The 13,333-nt window shown below is 72.6% G+C and carries 14 protein-coding genes and 1 pseudogene; 13 read left to right on the plus strand and 2 right to left on the minus strand.

The features are described from left to right. Positions 1 to 2 precede the first annotated feature (2 nt). From ACGFIW_RS25570 to ACGFIW_RS25595, 6 genes are all read left to right on the plus strand, one after another. Positions 3 to 935: an amino acid ABC transporter permease gene (locus tag ACGFIW_RS25570; RefSeq protein ID WP_393320498.1), complete on the plus strand. Its 933-nt coding sequence runs from the start codon at positions 3 to 5 to the stop codon at positions 933 to 935. A gap of 5 nt (positions 936 to 940) precedes the next feature. After that, on the plus strand, positions 941 to 1,696 hold the full coding sequence (locus tag ACGFIW_RS25575; RefSeq protein WP_393320856.1) for an amino acid ABC transporter ATP-binding protein: 756 nt from the start codon (positions 941 to 943) through the stop codon (positions 1,694 to 1,696). Positions 1,697 to 1,707: 11 nt separating this feature from the next. Continuing rightward, a complete protein-coding gene (locus ACGFIW_RS25580; RefSeq protein ID WP_393320501.1) occupies positions 1,708 to 2,667 on the plus strand; it encodes an ABC transporter substrate-binding protein in 960 nt (319 codons plus the stop codon). Next, positions 2,664 to 3,386 (plus strand): GNAT family N-acetyltransferase, encoded by a 723-nt coding sequence (locus ACGFIW_RS25585; RefSeq protein ID WP_393320504.1) that lies wholly within the window; start codon positions 2,664 to 2,666, stop codon positions 3,384 to 3,386. Before ACGFIW_RS25580 ends, ACGFIW_RS25585 begins: the two co-directional genes overlap by 4 nt. A 103-nt stretch (positions 3,387 to 3,489) precedes the next feature. Next, positions 3,490 to 3,633, plus strand: a complete 144-nt coding sequence (locus tag ACGFIW_RS25590; RefSeq protein ID WP_393320506.1) for a hypothetical protein — start codon at positions 3,490 to 3,492, stop codon at positions 3,631 to 3,633. A 227-nt stretch (positions 3,634 to 3,860) separates the two neighbouring features. After that, on the plus strand, positions 3,861 to 4,610 hold the full coding sequence (locus ACGFIW_RS25595; RefSeq protein ID WP_393320509.1) for a cellulose binding domain-containing protein: 750 nt from the start codon (positions 3,861 to 3,863) through the stop codon (positions 4,608 to 4,610). Positions 4,611 to 4,665: 55 nt separating this feature from the next. On the opposite strand, the gene ACGFIW_RS25600 is transcribed toward ACGFIW_RS25595, so the two are convergent. Together ACGFIW_RS25600 and ACGFIW_RS25605 are read right to left on the minus strand one after the other, a co-directional pair. After that, entirely contained in the window at positions 4,666 to 4,890 is a 225-nt protein-coding gene (locus ACGFIW_RS25600) for an SAM-dependent methyltransferase (protein WP_393320859.1), read from the minus strand. Between the two features lie 73 nt (positions 4,891 to 4,963). Beyond that, positions 4,964 to 5,203, minus strand: a pseudogene (locus ACGFIW_RS25605) (SAM-dependent methyltransferase); the annotation flags it as partial. A 276-nt stretch (positions 5,204 to 5,479) separates the two neighbouring features. Here ACGFIW_RS25605 and ACGFIW_RS25610 point away from each other — a divergent pair. From ACGFIW_RS25610 to ACGFIW_RS25640, 7 genes are all read left to right on the plus strand, one after another. After that, positions 5,480 to 6,334, plus strand: a complete 855-nt coding sequence (locus ACGFIW_RS25610) for a DUF1684 domain-containing protein (RefSeq protein ID WP_393320512.1) — start codon at positions 5,480 to 5,482, stop codon at positions 6,332 to 6,334. Positions 6,335 to 6,368: 34 nt separating this feature from the next. After that, positions 6,369 to 6,902 carry a flavin reductase family protein gene (locus tag ACGFIW_RS25615; protein ID WP_393320514.1) on the plus strand — a complete coding sequence of 178 codons (534 nt, stop codon included), beginning with the start codon at positions 6,369 to 6,371 and terminating at the stop codon, positions 6,900 to 6,902. Positions 6,903 to 6,942: 40 nt separating this feature from the next. Continuing rightward, on the plus strand, positions 6,943 to 7,845 hold the full coding sequence (locus tag ACGFIW_RS25620) for a zinc-binding dehydrogenase (protein ID WP_393320517.1): 903 nt from the start codon (positions 6,943 to 6,945) through the stop codon (positions 7,843 to 7,845). A gap of 385 nt (positions 7,846 to 8,230) precedes the next feature. Continuing rightward, positions 8,231 to 9,874, plus strand: a complete 1,644-nt coding sequence (locus ACGFIW_RS25625) for an ABC transporter substrate-binding protein (RefSeq protein WP_393320520.1) — start codon at positions 8,231 to 8,233, stop codon at positions 9,872 to 9,874. Between the two features lies 1 nt (position 9,875). Beyond that, on the plus strand, positions 9,876 to 10,811 hold the full coding sequence (locus tag ACGFIW_RS25630; protein ID WP_393320523.1) for an ABC transporter permease: 936 nt from the start codon (positions 9,876 to 9,878) through the stop codon (positions 10,809 to 10,811). A gap of 4 nt (positions 10,812 to 10,815) precedes the next feature. Further along, entirely contained in the window at positions 10,816 to 11,706 is an 891-nt protein-coding gene (locus ACGFIW_RS25635) for an ABC transporter permease (RefSeq protein WP_393320526.1), read from the plus strand. After that, entirely contained in the window at positions 11,706 to 13,331 is a 1,626-nt protein-coding gene (locus tag ACGFIW_RS25640; protein ID WP_393320529.1) for a dipeptide ABC transporter ATP-binding protein, read from the plus strand. The genes ACGFIW_RS25635 and ACGFIW_RS25640 overlap by 1 nt, the downstream gene beginning before the upstream one ends. The last annotated feature ends 2 nt before the right edge of the window (positions 13,332 to 13,333 follow it).

The raw sequence follows: 13,333 nt of genomic DNA on the forward strand, positions 1-13,333 counted from the left end.
CCGTGAGTCTCCTGTCCGCGCCTGCCGCGGCCCCCCGCACGACGGAACCGCCCCTGTTGACCGTGGTGCCGGCCCGCCATCCGTGGCGGTGGATCGCCTCCGTCGTCGCGCTGGTGCTCGCGGCGCAGTTCACCCACGGTCTTGTCACGAACCCGGGTTGGGACTGGCCGACGTTCGCCGACTACTTCCTCGAACGGTCGGTGCTCCGCGCGCTGCTGACCACCATCGAACTCACGGTGGCCGGCGCGGCGCTGGGTTTCCTCGCCGGGATCGCGCTGGCCGCCATGCGGCTGTCGCGCAGCCCCGTCCTCCAGGCGCTCAGTTGGACCTACATCTGGGTGTTCCGTTCGGTGCCGCTGATCGTGCAGCTGCTGTTCTGGGCGAACCTGGGCTACCTCTACGACACACTGCAACTCGGTGTGCCGTTCGGGCCGGGCATCTACCAGGTGCAGACGGTGAACCTGATCGGACCGTTCGGTGCCGCGCTGCTCGGCCTCACCCTGCACCAGTCGGCCTACGCGGCGGAGATCGTCCGCGCCGGCATCCTCTCGGTCGACCAGGGGCAACTGGAGGCCGCCGCCGCGCTGGGCATACCTCGGCCCCGCCAGTTCCGCCGCATCGTGCTGCCGCAGGCGATGCGGGCGATCCTGCCGAACGCCGCCAACGAACTGATCAACCTCCTGAAGAGCACGTCGGTGGTCTACGTGCTGGCGATCGGTGAGATCTTCTACCAGGTCCAGGTGGTCTACGGCCGCAACGGCAGAGTGGTGCCCCTGCTCATGGTGGCCACCGTCTGGTACGTCGTGCTCACCGCGTTGCTGTCGATCCTCCAGTTCTACGTCGAGCGGCACTTCGCCCGGGGTGCGCTGCGGACCCTGCCCCCGACGCCCCTGCAACGCCTGCGCGTCGTCCTGCGCCAGGCGGTGACGCGGTGACCGTGATGGTGGACGTGCGCGACGTCCACAAGACGTTCGGCACGCACGAGGTGTTGCGGGGCATCGACCTCACGGTGCAGGCCGGCAGCGTGACAGTGGTCCTCGGGCCGTCGGGTTCCGGCAAGTCCACCCTCCTGCGGGCGATCAACCACCTGGAGAAGGTGGACCGAGGCACGATCCGGGTGGACGGTCGGCTCATCGGCTACCGCGAGGTCGGCCACCGGCTGTACGAGCTCAGCGAGCGGCAGATCCTGCGGCAACGCGCCGACATCGGTTTCGTGTTCCAGAACTTCAACCTGTTTCCGCACCTGACCGCCCTCGACAACGTCGCGGAGGCGCCATTGGCCACGCGACGCCGACGGCGGGCGGCCGCCCTCACCCACGCCCGGGAGTTGCTCGACCGGGTCGGGCTGGCCGACAAGGTGGACGCCTACCCGCGGCAACTCTCCGGGGGTCAGCAACAGCGGGTGGCGATCGCCCGCGCGCTGGCGTTGGACCCGAAACTCATCCTCTTCGACGAGCCCACCTCCGCGCTCGATCCCGAGTTGGTCGGTGAGGTCCTCGACGTGCTCCGCGCGCTGGCCCGGTCCGGCACCACGATGATCGTCGTCACCCACGAGATCGGCTTCGCCCGGGAGGTCGCCGACACCGTCGTGTTCGTGGACGCCGGACGTGTCGTCGAGGAGGGGCCGCCCACACAGGTTCTCGACAAACCCACCCACGAACGCACCAGAGGCTTCCTGTCCAAGGTCCTGTTCTGAGGAGACGCATCATGCGCACCCGCCCCCTCCTGCTCGCCGTCGTGCTCGCCCTGGGCCTCACCGCCTGCGCCGCTCCGCAAGAGACTCCCCGTGCCTCGGCCGCCACCGCCGGCACCGTGAACGACAGTCCCGACCAGAAGCGGATCGTCCCCGCGAAGGTCGACGCCGTCGCCGCGCTCCTGCCGGCGGACCTCCGCGCCGGCGGCACGCTCGCCATCGGGGTCGGCGCCGCGGGTGCCGGCTCGCCACCGTTGGCCTTCACCGCTACCGACAACAAGACCCTGATCGGCAGCGAACCCGACATCGCGGTGGCCGTGGCCGGGATCCTCGGCCTGGAACCGCGTCTGGAGAACACCTCCTGGGAGAACCTCTTCGTCGGTCTGGACAGCGGCAAGTACGCCGTTGGCGTCTCCAACATCACGGTCACCGAGGAGCGGAAGCAGAAGTACGACTTCGCCACGTACCGGTTGGACAACCTCGCGTTCGAGGCGAAGAAGGGCGCGGGTTGGAAGGCGACCGGGCCCCGGGACGTCGCCGGCAAGCGAATCGCGGTGGGCTCCGGCACCAACCAGGAGAAGATCCTCGTCGAGTGGAGCGCCGAGGCGAAGCGGCAGGGTCTGGCACCTGTGGACATCAGGTACTACCAGACAAACCAGGCCACCCACCTGGCGTTGGCCTCCGGGCAGATCGACGCGCACCTCGGCCCGAACCCCAGCGTCGCCTACCACGTGGCGGTCGCCGGTGAGACCGAGATCATCGGGACCTACTCGGGTGCCGGCGCCGCGCTGCAAGGGAAGATCGCGTTGACCACGAAGAAGGGCAGCGGGCTGGTCGGCGCGCTCGCCGCCGCGGTCGACGAGCTGATCCGCTCGGGCGACTACGGTAAGATCCTGGCCCGGTGGAACCTCGGCGACGAGACGACCACCAGGTCGGAGATCAACCCGCCGGGCCTGCCGATCGAGGGCAAGTGACAGACACACACACCGACGAGGCCCTGGACAACCCGGTGTGGGCCGCGCTGACCGGCCCGCACCGGCGGTTCGCCGAGATACACGGCCGGGCCGCCCGTTACCAGCCGGACGTCACGCCGTTCACCTGTGTCAGTGTGGAAGACGATCCCGGTGTCTGGGCCGACCTCGCCACGCTTGTCGGGCCGGGCGCGCTGGTCGCGGTGACCGGGACCGCCGCACCCCTGCCCGACGGCTGGGCTGTCGACGCCACCGTCGCCGGGGTGCAGATGGTCGACGTCGGGGTCGACGCGGCCGACGACCCGGAGGCGGTGCGGCTCACCGCCGCCGACCTACCGGAGATGTTCGCTCTGATCGCCCGCACCGAACCGGGCCCGTTCCTGCCCCGGACCGTCGAACTCGGCACCTACCTCGGCATCCGGCGGGGCGGCACGCTGGTGGCGATGGCAGGCGAGCGCCTGCACCCGCCGGGCTGGACCGAGATCAGCGCGGTGTGCACCGCACCGGAGGTCCGCGGTCAGGGCCTGGCGACCCGACTGGTGCGGGCCGTCGCGGCCGGCATCCGCGCTCGGGGTGAGCGCCCCTTCCTGCACGCGGCGGCCAGCAACACCACAGCGATCCGGCTGTACGAGTCGCTCGGCTTCCGGCTGCGGCGGCACACCACGTTCCGTGCGGTCCGGGCGCCGGGCACACCCGGGGTGGACCGCCGGCTCGGAGTCTGAGCAGCTCAGGTCGCCGCAACCGAGCCGCGGCGCCCGCGGCCGCCGCCGCACCAGCCCGTTCGACGGTACGAAGCGTCCGGTCGCCAACGGCTTCGGTGTCCCCGTGGGCCGCCCCTGCCCGGTCGGCCGAGCACGGATTCGCCCCGCCCCCGCCACCACGCCGGGTGCGGTGGTTCGCAAGATCGAGGTGTTCTCCTCCACCGGGCAGAGCCTGGGCTGGGCGCCGGTCTACACCTCGATCACCTGATGCTGTAGACCGACGCGCTGGTGAGTGCTTGCATCGATGTTCGTCGACTGCCATGCTGTGGTCGGTCGTGCTCGGGAGCCAGCGCGCACCACACCTTCTCCGGTCCACAGGGCGCACGCGGTGGTCACGTCACCCGTGCCGGGCAGTCCTCGTCGGTTACCGGACACCCGAGCGCGGCACCGGCCACCACCTCGGTCCTCGGTGCCTGCTAAACCACGGAGGCACCGATGCTTCGTACGTTCCTCGCCGTCACGACCATGGCGCTGGCCGCCTGGGCCGGGACCGCCGTCGCCGAGGCGACGCCAGCACCGACACCGTCGCCCACTGCGGCACCCACGCCCACGCCGATCGCCACGCCCACGGTCGCCTGCCCGCCGGCCCTGCCGATCGGCGCCAGCGTCACCGCTGTCACCACCACGAGCGTGACCATCTCGTACTCGATCTTCTCCCGCCCGCCCTGCGGCTACGACCCGCCGATGACCGTCAGCCTCTTCGCCAACCGCGACGACGCCCTGCATTGGCAGGCCCCGGTGGCCGAGGCCGTCTCCGGGCCGGAGCGCACCGGCTCGGTGACGGTCGACGAGCTGAAGCCCGGCACCGAGTACTGGTACCGGTTCACCGACGCCGGGGGCCGGCGGGACCCGTTCGTGATCGCGTCGACCCGGACCGCATCGCCGACGTCGTGCCGGGCGACGGCCACGATCGACGCTCACTGGGGCAGCGGTTACGTCGTCACGGTCATCGTGCGCAACATCGGTAGCCAACCGGTGGACCGGTGGCGCGTCTCCTGGCGGTGGCCCGGAGACGAGCGGGTCGAGACGGTCTGGGGTGGGGTGATCGAGACAACCGGTGCCGACGTCTCGGTCCGCAACGCCACGTACAACGGGACCCTGGCGCCGGACGGCGTGGCGAGGCTTGGGCTTGTCGTGTCGGCCAGTGCGGTGCCCGACGGGTTGACGCCGACCTGTGACGCGTGAGTGACGCCCGCCCCGCTGTCGCGCTCAAGGCGGCAGCGGGGCGGCGTCCGGTCGGTCAGGGCTCACGCGCCACGGCGCCGTGGGCGTCGATCATCCCGACCGCGTCGGGATCTTCTGGTCGCCACTGAGGGACCAGGCCCGGCGGTGCCATCGTCAGCCCGTCGAAGCAACTCGCGAACTCCTCCGGGCTGCGCCGGATGTATGGGACCCCGCCGCTCTGTGCCAGCCGCTCCGCGCCGGACACCACCGCCGGGCTGGCGTTGGTGCCGTCCCAGAGCACCAGGTGCGAGCCGGCGGGGCATCGCGTCCATCGTCCGTCCGACGATGGAGCGCGCCACGTCCAGGTCGGGCTCGTAGCCCAGCACGCCCATGAACATCACGGCGACGGGCGTGTCGAAGTCGGGTCTCTTCGCCGCCGCGGCGAGGATCCGCTCCGGGTCGTGGTAGTCGGCCGGGACGTAGGTGGTGACGCCCTGCGAGGTCGTGCTGGCCAGCAGCGCCCGCGCGTGCGCCAGCACCATCGGGTCGTCGTCCACGCAGACGATCCGCGAGTCGGGCGCGATCCCCTGGGCGACCGCGTGCGTGTTCTGCATGCAGGGCAGGCCGGTGCCGATGTCCACCCGGGGGCTTGAATTCCTACTTCATTGGTAGGAAAATCGAGGACATGCAGCCGGTTCGGTTGTTCACCTCCCGCCGGGTCGTCGACCTGATGCGCGTCGCCGCGCAGCTCTGTCCCGGCGCCCCCAGCGCGGCCTGACCGGGCCGCCCGGCCCTCGCCGGCCCCCTTCCCCGTCGCCGACGCACGGTCGCGACCGGCATCTCCGCACCCCGCGCCCGCGGCGGTGCACCTCGTCGAGGAGGACCCTGCCATGATCAACGACACCGTCTCGGCGACAGCCGTGGACCCCCGGCCCGACTTCGAGGTGGCCTGGCGGGAGTGGCACCGACGCCACGAGGAGGTTCGGGCCGACCCGCACGGCTTCCTCGCCGTCACCGGCCTGCACTGGCTGACCTCGGTGCCACAGCGGTTCCCCGACGTGCCGGGGGAGTGGCACACCGGCGACGACGGACCGGTGGTGACTCTCGGTGATGGCGAGTCGCTCGTCATCGACGGCCGGCAGACCCAGGGCCGGCATGGGTTCGGGCCGATCGCCGAGCGTGCCGGCGTCACCGTGGGCATCGGTGGTGGAGTGCTGGAGGTGGCCCGCCGGGGTGGACACGACATCCTCCGTCCCCGGCGTCCGGACCACCCGCTGCGCGTCGGCTACCGGGGCACCCCTGCCTATCCGCCCGACCAGCGATGGGTCCTGAGCGGGCGCTTCGTACCCTTCGACAGCCCTCGGCCGACCACCGTCGGCGCGGCGGTGGAGGGGCTCACGCACGTCTACGACGCCCCCGGTCAGATCGAGCTCGCCGTCGACGGGGTGCCCCTGCGCCTGACCGTCTTCAACGGCACGACACCCGGGAGCCTGTCGGTGCTCTTCACCGACACCACCTCCGGCGTGACGACATATCCGGCCAACCGGTCCCTGGCCGTCGGTGCACCGGACGAGCGGGGCCGGGTGACCCTCGACTTCAACCGGGCCACCAATCTGCCGTGCGCGTACACCGACTTCGCGACCTGCCCGCTGCCCCCGGCGGAGAACCGCCTGCCGGTCGCCGTCGAAGCCGGTGAGAAGACCCCGTACGAGCGGCTGGCGGGCGATTCCGTCGACCGTTCGTAGCCCTCTGCGTACCAACCCCTCCGGGAGGATCGTCATGCCCCAGTCCACCGATGCCCCGATCGACGCCGACAGCGACGCGCTGCGGACACTGCTGCGCCACCAGGCCAGCACCGTCACGGTGGTCACCGCTCCCGGCTCACCGGCGGTCGGCTTCACCGCCACCTCGTTCACCTCGGTGTCGCTGGCGCCGCCGATCGTCTCGTTCTGCCTGAACCTCGGTTCGTCGAGCTGGCCCGCGGTCGCCCGTGCCCGGCACGTGGCGGTGCACCTGCTCGCCCACCACCAGCAGGAGCTTGCCCGGACCTTCGCGACGAGCGGCATCGACCGGTTCGCCGCTCCCACCCGCTGGCAGGCCGGTCCGGAGGCGGTGCCGATCCTGGACGACACCCTGGCCTGGCTGCTCTGCCGGGTCGTCGACCGGGTGACCGTCGGTGATCACGCCGTCGTGTTGGCCGAGCCGGAGGTGCTCCGGCACGCCGAGGTCGGCTCGCCCCTGCTGTACCACCGGGGCCGCTACGCCGGGCTGGCGGGCGACCGCAACGCGGTAGCCCGTCGTTCCGCCGCCTGACCGGGCGCAGGCACGCCCAGTTCGCACACAGGAGGATGCCGTGCAAGCGATAGTCGCCGCACCGGACGCCCGCGCGGGGTTCCGGGTGACGGACCTGCCCGATCCCACTCCGGGCCCGGGGCAGGTTCTCGTCGAGGTGCGACACGTCGGCGTCAACGCCGGCGAGATCCGTCACCTCGACGTCTGGCCGGCCGGGGCCGTGCTCGGGCACGACGCCGCCGGTCACGTGGTGCGCGGCGGCGGGTCCGGCCTGCGCGAGGGTGACCAGGTGGTCGCGTTCGGGCCGGGCGCCTGGGCCCGCCTGGCGGCGTTCGACGTGGACAGTGTGGCGGTGGTGCCCGCCGCCGTCGACCTGGCCGAGATGGCCGTGCTGCCCACCGTCGGCCTCACCGCCCTGCGCACACTGCGGACGTCCGGGCCGCTTCTCGGCCGTCGGGTGCTGGTCACGGGCGCGTCCGGGGGTGTGGGTCGGGTCGCCGTCCAACTCGCCAGGCACGGCGGCGCGTACGTGGTCGCGGCGGTCGGCTCGCCGGCTCGTGGCGTGGGGCTGGCGGATCTCGGTGCCGACGAGGTCGTGGTTGGCCTGGACGCGATCACCGACCCGGTCGACGTGGTGCTGGAGACGGTCGGTGGCGCCCACCTGGTGACCGCCTGGGGCCTGCTGGCCCCGGGTGGGGTGCTGCACAGCATCGGCTGGGCCTCCGGCGAGCCGGCCGTCCTTCCGGTGAACTCCACATTCGCACCGGGCGCGGCACGGACACTGCGATCCTTCGGCGATGTCGCCGCCGCGGGGGCGGATCTCGGTCTGCTCGCGGACCTGGTGGCGCGTGGAGCCCTGCGGTCGCCGATCGGTTGGCGCGGCTCGTGGCGGCGTCTGGAGGAGGCGGCCGCCGCGCTGCGGGAGCGCCGGGTGGCCGGGAAGATCCTTCTCGACCTGGACTGAGCCGCAGCGGTGTCCGCCGACCCGCGCACTAATTCCGCAAATCCTATAGCCTTAGTAGGATATTCGTCAACGGATCGACGTCCGCGCGTGCGATAGCCGACATCCATCGACGGATTCGTTGACACCACCACCGCCCGGAAGGTGGACTCGGCTCATGTCCAGCGAGCTGCGGCTGACGATCCGCGGCCACATCGACTTCGGTCGGGTGTGGTCGAGTTCCTGTCTGGCCTGACCCGGCACCCTCGCCCGTAACCCGGCCCGCCGCGCCGGCCCGCCGGGGTGAGGCGCACCGCCGCGCCGCCACCGCACCGACACCGCCCGCGCCCACGCGCCGGGTCAGGTCTCGGCACACCCGCTTCCGCCTGCCTGGACAGGAGATCCCCGCATGCCCGCGTACCGTCTGCGTACCCTGGCCGCCGCCGCGCTCGCCCCACTGCTGGCCGTCGTCGCCGCCTGCTCCACCGGCACCACCCCGGCCGCCTCGGCGGCCGGCCAGCCCCGCTCCGGCGGCACCCTCACCTGGGCCGTGGAGACCGAGCCGATCACCCTCAACCCGCACCAGTACGCCCAGGCCAAGGCCCGCCTGCTGGTCTGGAACACCTTCGAGTCCCTGCTCACCTACGACAAGCAGGGCAAGCTGGTGCCGTGGCTGGCGACCGGCTGGCAGGTCGCACCGGACGGGCTGTCCTACACCCTGACGCTGCGTGACCGGGTCACCTTCACCGACGGCACCCCCTTCGACTCGGCCGCCGTCAAGGCCAACATCGACAAACTCCGCGAACCCGGGTACGCCCCGAACGTCGCGGCCGTCCAACTGCGCAACCTCAAGGCCGTCGAGACCGTCGACCCGCGCACCGTACGCCTCGTCCTCAGCGCGCCGGACGTGCTCATCCTCGACTTCCTGGCCTCCCCGCAGGGCGCGCAGGTGTCCCCGACGTCGCTGCGGCAGGCGAAGAACCTCAAGGCCGGTGGCACCGACGTGGTCGGCACCGGGCCGTTCGTGCTGGACCGCTACCTCCCCGGTCAGGAGCTGCGCTATCGGCGCAACCCCGGCTACGACTGGGCGCCGCCCACCGCCACGCACACCGGCCCGGCCTACCTCGATGGCGTCACCTATCGGTTCCTCAAGGAGTCGGCGGTGCGCGTCGGTGCACTCACGTCGAGCCAGGTGCAGCTCATCGAGGGGGTGCCCGCGACCGATCAGCCGCTGGTCACCGCCAACCGGGCGCTGCGCCTGAGCCGCGAGCTCAACTCCGGCTCGGCGTACTCCTACTACTTCAACACCTCCCATCCGCCGTTCGACGACCTGCGGGTCCGGCAGGCGTTCCGGGAGGCCGTCGACGTCGACACCGTGTTGAAGTCGGTCTACCGCGACACCGCCACCCGCGCCTGGAGCGTGATCAGCCCGTCCAGCCCGCTCTACGACAAGCGCCTCGAAGGCGGCTACGGCGGCGACGCGGGCAAGGCCGCTGCCCTGCTCGACCAGGCCGGCTGGACCACCAGGGACGCGGACGGCTACCGGGTGAAGGACGGCCGGCGGCTCACCGTACGCCTCGTGCAGGCCGCACCCTTCGTCCGGGACCGCCGTGACGTGCTGGCCCAGGCCGTGCAGGCCGCCGTCAAGCAGAGCGCCGGCATCGACCTGAAGGTCTCGCTCGTCGACCAGGGCACGGCCACGGAGGCGTTCGAGCGCGACGAGTACGAGGTCTTCGACAACTCCCGCGCCGACACCGACGCCGGCGCCGCGCTCAACCTGCTGCTGCACTCCGCGGGCGGCATCAACCGCACCCAGCTCGACGACCCGCGCATCGACCGGCTCCTGGAGGCCGGTCAGGCGGCCGCCGACCCGACGAAGCGGGCCAGCATCTACGCCGACGTGCAGCAACAGGTCGTCGTCGAGCGGGCCGTGGTGCTGCCGCTGTACGCGCCGGCCGACCAGATCGCCGCCAGCACGGCCGTCGGCGGGGTGCGCTTCGAGCCCACCGCCGGGGTTCCCGCGAGCGCCTACGACCTGTGGATCGGCAAGTGACGTGAGCCGCCCACCCGTACGCGCCGTGGCCCGCCGACTCGGTACCGGCCTGATCGTCCTCTGGGTCGCGGCCACCGCCGCCTACCTGGCGCTGCTGGCCGCGCCCGGTGACACCGTGGACAACATCGTCGGCGACGGTGCGGACACCCCGCAGATCCGTGCCGAGATCATCGCCGAGTGGGGCCTGGATCGACCGGCCCTCGTCCAGTACGCCGACTACCTGCGTCGGCTCGGCGAGGGCGACCTGGGCCGCTCCTACCTGCTGCAACGCCCGGTCGCCGAGGTGATCGGCGAACAACTCGCCCCCACCCTCACCCTCGCGGTCGCCGCTGCCGGGCTCGGGGTGCTGCTCGCCCTGCTGACCGCGGTCGCCACGGCCGGAGACCGGCGGCCCTGGCTGCGCCGGGTCAGCTCCGGCACCGAACTGCTGCTGGTCTCCACCCCGTCGTTCCTGATCGGGCTGGTGTCGCTCAGTGTGCTGTCGTTCCGGTTCGGGCTGTTTCCGGTCGCCGGCGACCGGGGGGTCACCGCGTTGGTGCTGCCCGCCGTCACCCTCGCGCTGCCCATCGCCGGCGTGCTCGCGCAGGTGCTTCGCGACGGGATCGACCGGGCCCTCGACGAGCCCTTCGTGCTCACCGCCCGGTCCCGGGGCGTACGCGAGCGCACGGTGTTGCTGCGCCACGCACTGCGGCACGCTCTCCTGCCGGCTGTCACCCTCGCCGGTTGGCTCTTCGGCACCCTGCTCGGCGGCGCGGTGATCGTCGAGCAGGTCTTCGGCCGGCCCGGTCTCGGCCAGGTCACCCTCAGCGCGGTCACCAGCGGGGACATGCCTGTGGTGCTGGCCGTCGTCACCCTCTCGGCCGCCGTCTACGTGGTGGTCAACACCGCGGCCGACCTGGCGTACCTGCTCGTCGACCCGCGTCTGCGAAGGAGCTGACCCGATGACCGTCACCCTGGGCCCGCCGCTCACCGACGCCGCGGCGCTGACCCTCGCCGACCCGGCCCGTCCGACCGTACGCCGACGACCCCGACCGCGACCCGGCCAGCTCGTCGCCGGGGCGTACCTGCTGCTGCTCGTCGTCGCCGCGGCCTGGCCGGCGGTGCTGGCCCCCGCCGACCCACTCGCCGCCGACCCGCTCACCGTGCTCTCCCCACCGAGCGCGGCGCACTGGCTCGGCACCGACCACCTCGGCCGCGACGTCTGGACCCGGGTGGTGCACGGCGCCGGGCACTCCCTCACCATCGGAGTGGCCGCCACCGCGATCGCCGTGACCGGTGGTGTGCTGCTCGGCCTGCTCGCCGGCCTCGCGCACCGGGCCGCCGACGAGGCGCTCAGCCGGACGCTCGACGCGCTGTCGGCGTTTCCGATGCTGCTGCTGGCGCTGCTGTTCATCGCCATCGCCGGCCCCGGCACCGTCGGCCTGATCGTCGCCATCGGCATCGCCACCCTGCCGCACCACGCCCGGGTGGTCCGCGGCCAGACGCTTGTCGTCCGCCGTTCCGGCTACGTCGAGCAGGCCGTCACCTTCGGCCAGTCCCGGCCCCGGCTGGTGCTGCGGCACGTGCTGCCCAACGTGGTCGGTCCGGTTCCGGTGCTCGCGGTGATCGGGCTCGGCGAGGCGGTCCTGGCCGCCGCCGGGCTCAGCTTCCTCGGCATGGGCCCGCAGCCACCGTCGCCGGAGTGGGGAGCGATGCTCTCCGAGGGACGCGACTACCTCCAGGTGGCCTGGTGGATCAGCATCCTGCCCGGCCTGGCGGTCACCGCCACAGTGGTGTCGCTGACCGTCGTCGGCCGCCACTGGCAGGCCCGCTTCGACGGGCGGCGGCGCTGATGGCCCCCCTGGTCACGGTCGAGGACCTGCACGTCGACTTCGACACCCCGACCGGCCGGGTGGCCGCGGTGCGGGGGATCAGCTTCACCGTCGAGCGCGGCGAGTGCGTGGCAGTCGTCGGGGAGTCCGGCTCCGGCAAGAGCGTCACCGCTCGTACCCTGGTCGGGCTCGCCGGACCGGGCGCGCGGGTCCGCGCCGCCCGACTGGAGCTGGCCGACCAGGACGTGCGGGGGCACCGGCCACGGGACTGGCGGCGGGTCCGGGGACGGCTCGCCGGGCTGGTCCTGCAGGACGCGCTGGTCTCCCTCGACCCACTGCGGACGGTGGGTGCCGAGATCGGCGAGGTGCTCGCCACCCACGGCATCGTCGGCCGCCGGGAACGGGCCGGTCGGGTCGCCCACCTGCTCGACCAGGTGCACCTCCCGGAGCCGGAGCGCCGCGCCCGGCAGTATCCGCACCAGCTCTCCGGAGGGCTGCGCCAGCGGGCCCTGATCGCCTCGGCGATCGCCGGGGAACCAGCCCTGCTCATCGCCGACGAGCCCACCACCGCACTGGACGTCACCGTGCAGGCGCAGATCCTGCGGCTGCTCGCCGAGCGGCGGGCCGCCGGGGTGAGTCTGCTGCTGATCAGCCATGACCTGGCGGTCGTCGCCCAGATCGCCGACCGGGTCCTGGTGCTGCGCGACGGCCGGATCGTCGAGCAGGGTCCCACCGGCACGCTGCTGCGGGCCCCCGCGCATCCGTACACCCGGCAGTTGCTGGCGGCGGTGCCCTCGGCGACGTCGCGGGGACGCCGGCTCGGGGTGTCGCGGGCCGGGGACGCACGGACGGCCCTGCCCGCCCGGCCCGAGGTCCGCGCCGACGACACCGTGCTCGACGCGGACGGGCTGACCAAGACCTACGGCGGGCACACGGTCGTGCGGGACGTCTCCTTCTCCATCGCGCGGGGCGAGACGCTCGGCCTGGTGGGGGAGTCCGGCTCCGGCAAGAGCACGGTCGCCCGGATCGTCGCCGGTCTGCTCGACGCCGACACGGGCGCCGTCACCTTCGAGGGCACCGCGTGGGCCGGCGTGCGGGAGCGGGCCCGCCGCCCGCTGCGGCGCCGGTTGCAACTGATCTCCCAGGACCCGCTGAGTTCCTTCGACCCCCGCTACACGGTCAGCCGGGTCGTCGCGGAGAACCTCGACCCCGACGTCGGTCGCTCGGATCGGCGCGACCACGTCGTCGACCTGCTGCGGCGGGTCGGTCTCGGCGCGGACCTGGTCGACCGGCACCCCCGGCAGCTCTCCGGCGGCCAACGGCAGCGGGTCGCCATCGCCCGCGCCATCGCCCCCCGGCCGACGCTGCTCGTCTGCGACGAGCCGGTCTCCGCCCTCGACGTCTCCGTGCAGGCCCAGGTGCTCGACCTGCTGGCCGACCTGCGGGCCAGCGACGGCACCGCCCTGCTCTTCATCTCCCACGACCTGGGTGTGGTGCACCACCTCAGTGACCGGGTGCTCGTCCTGCACGACGGCGCGGTGGTCGAGCAAGGCCCGGTCGGCGACGTCTTCAACTACCCCCGACACGACTACACCCGGTCCCTGCTGGACGCGCTGCCCACGCTGGCCACCGCCGGCCGACCGTAGGA

The sequence above is a fragment of the Micromonospora sp. NPDC048935 genome (assembly GCF_043197875.1).
Classification (GTDB): Bacteria; Actinomycetota; Actinomycetes; order Mycobacteriales; family Micromonosporaceae; genus Micromonospora.

Excerpts from the sequence above, each read along its gene's own strand:
- ACGFIW_RS25575 (WP_393320856.1), top strand. The coding sequence starts at position 941 with ATGGTGGACGTGCGCGACGTCCACAAGACGTTCGGCACGCACGAGGTG.
- ACGFIW_RS25580 (WP_393320501.1), top strand. The coding sequence starts at position 1,708 with ATGCGCACCCGCCCCCTCCTGCTCGCCGTCGTGCTCGCCCTGGGCCTC.
- ACGFIW_RS25595 (WP_393320509.1), top strand. The coding sequence starts at position 3,861 with ATGCTTCGTACGTTCCTCGCCGTCACGACCATGGCGCTGGCCGCCTGG.
- ACGFIW_RS25610 (WP_393320512.1), top strand. The coding sequence starts at position 5,480 with ATGATCAACGACACCGTCTCGGCGACAGCCGTGGACCCCCGGCCCGAC.
- ACGFIW_RS25615 (WP_393320514.1), top strand. The coding sequence starts at position 6,369 with ATGCCCCAGTCCACCGATGCCCCGATCGACGCCGACAGCGACGCGCTG.
- ACGFIW_RS25625 (WP_393320520.1), top strand. The coding sequence starts at position 8,231 with ATGCCCGCGTACCGTCTGCGTACCCTGGCCGCCGCCGCGCTCGCCCCA.
- ACGFIW_RS25635 (WP_393320526.1), top strand. The coding sequence starts at position 10,816 with ATGACCGTCACCCTGGGCCCGCCGCTCACCGACGCCGCGGCGCTGACC.
- ACGFIW_RS25640 (WP_393320529.1), top strand. The coding sequence starts at position 11,706 with ATGGCCCCCCTGGTCACGGTCGAGGACCTGCACGTCGACTTCGACACC.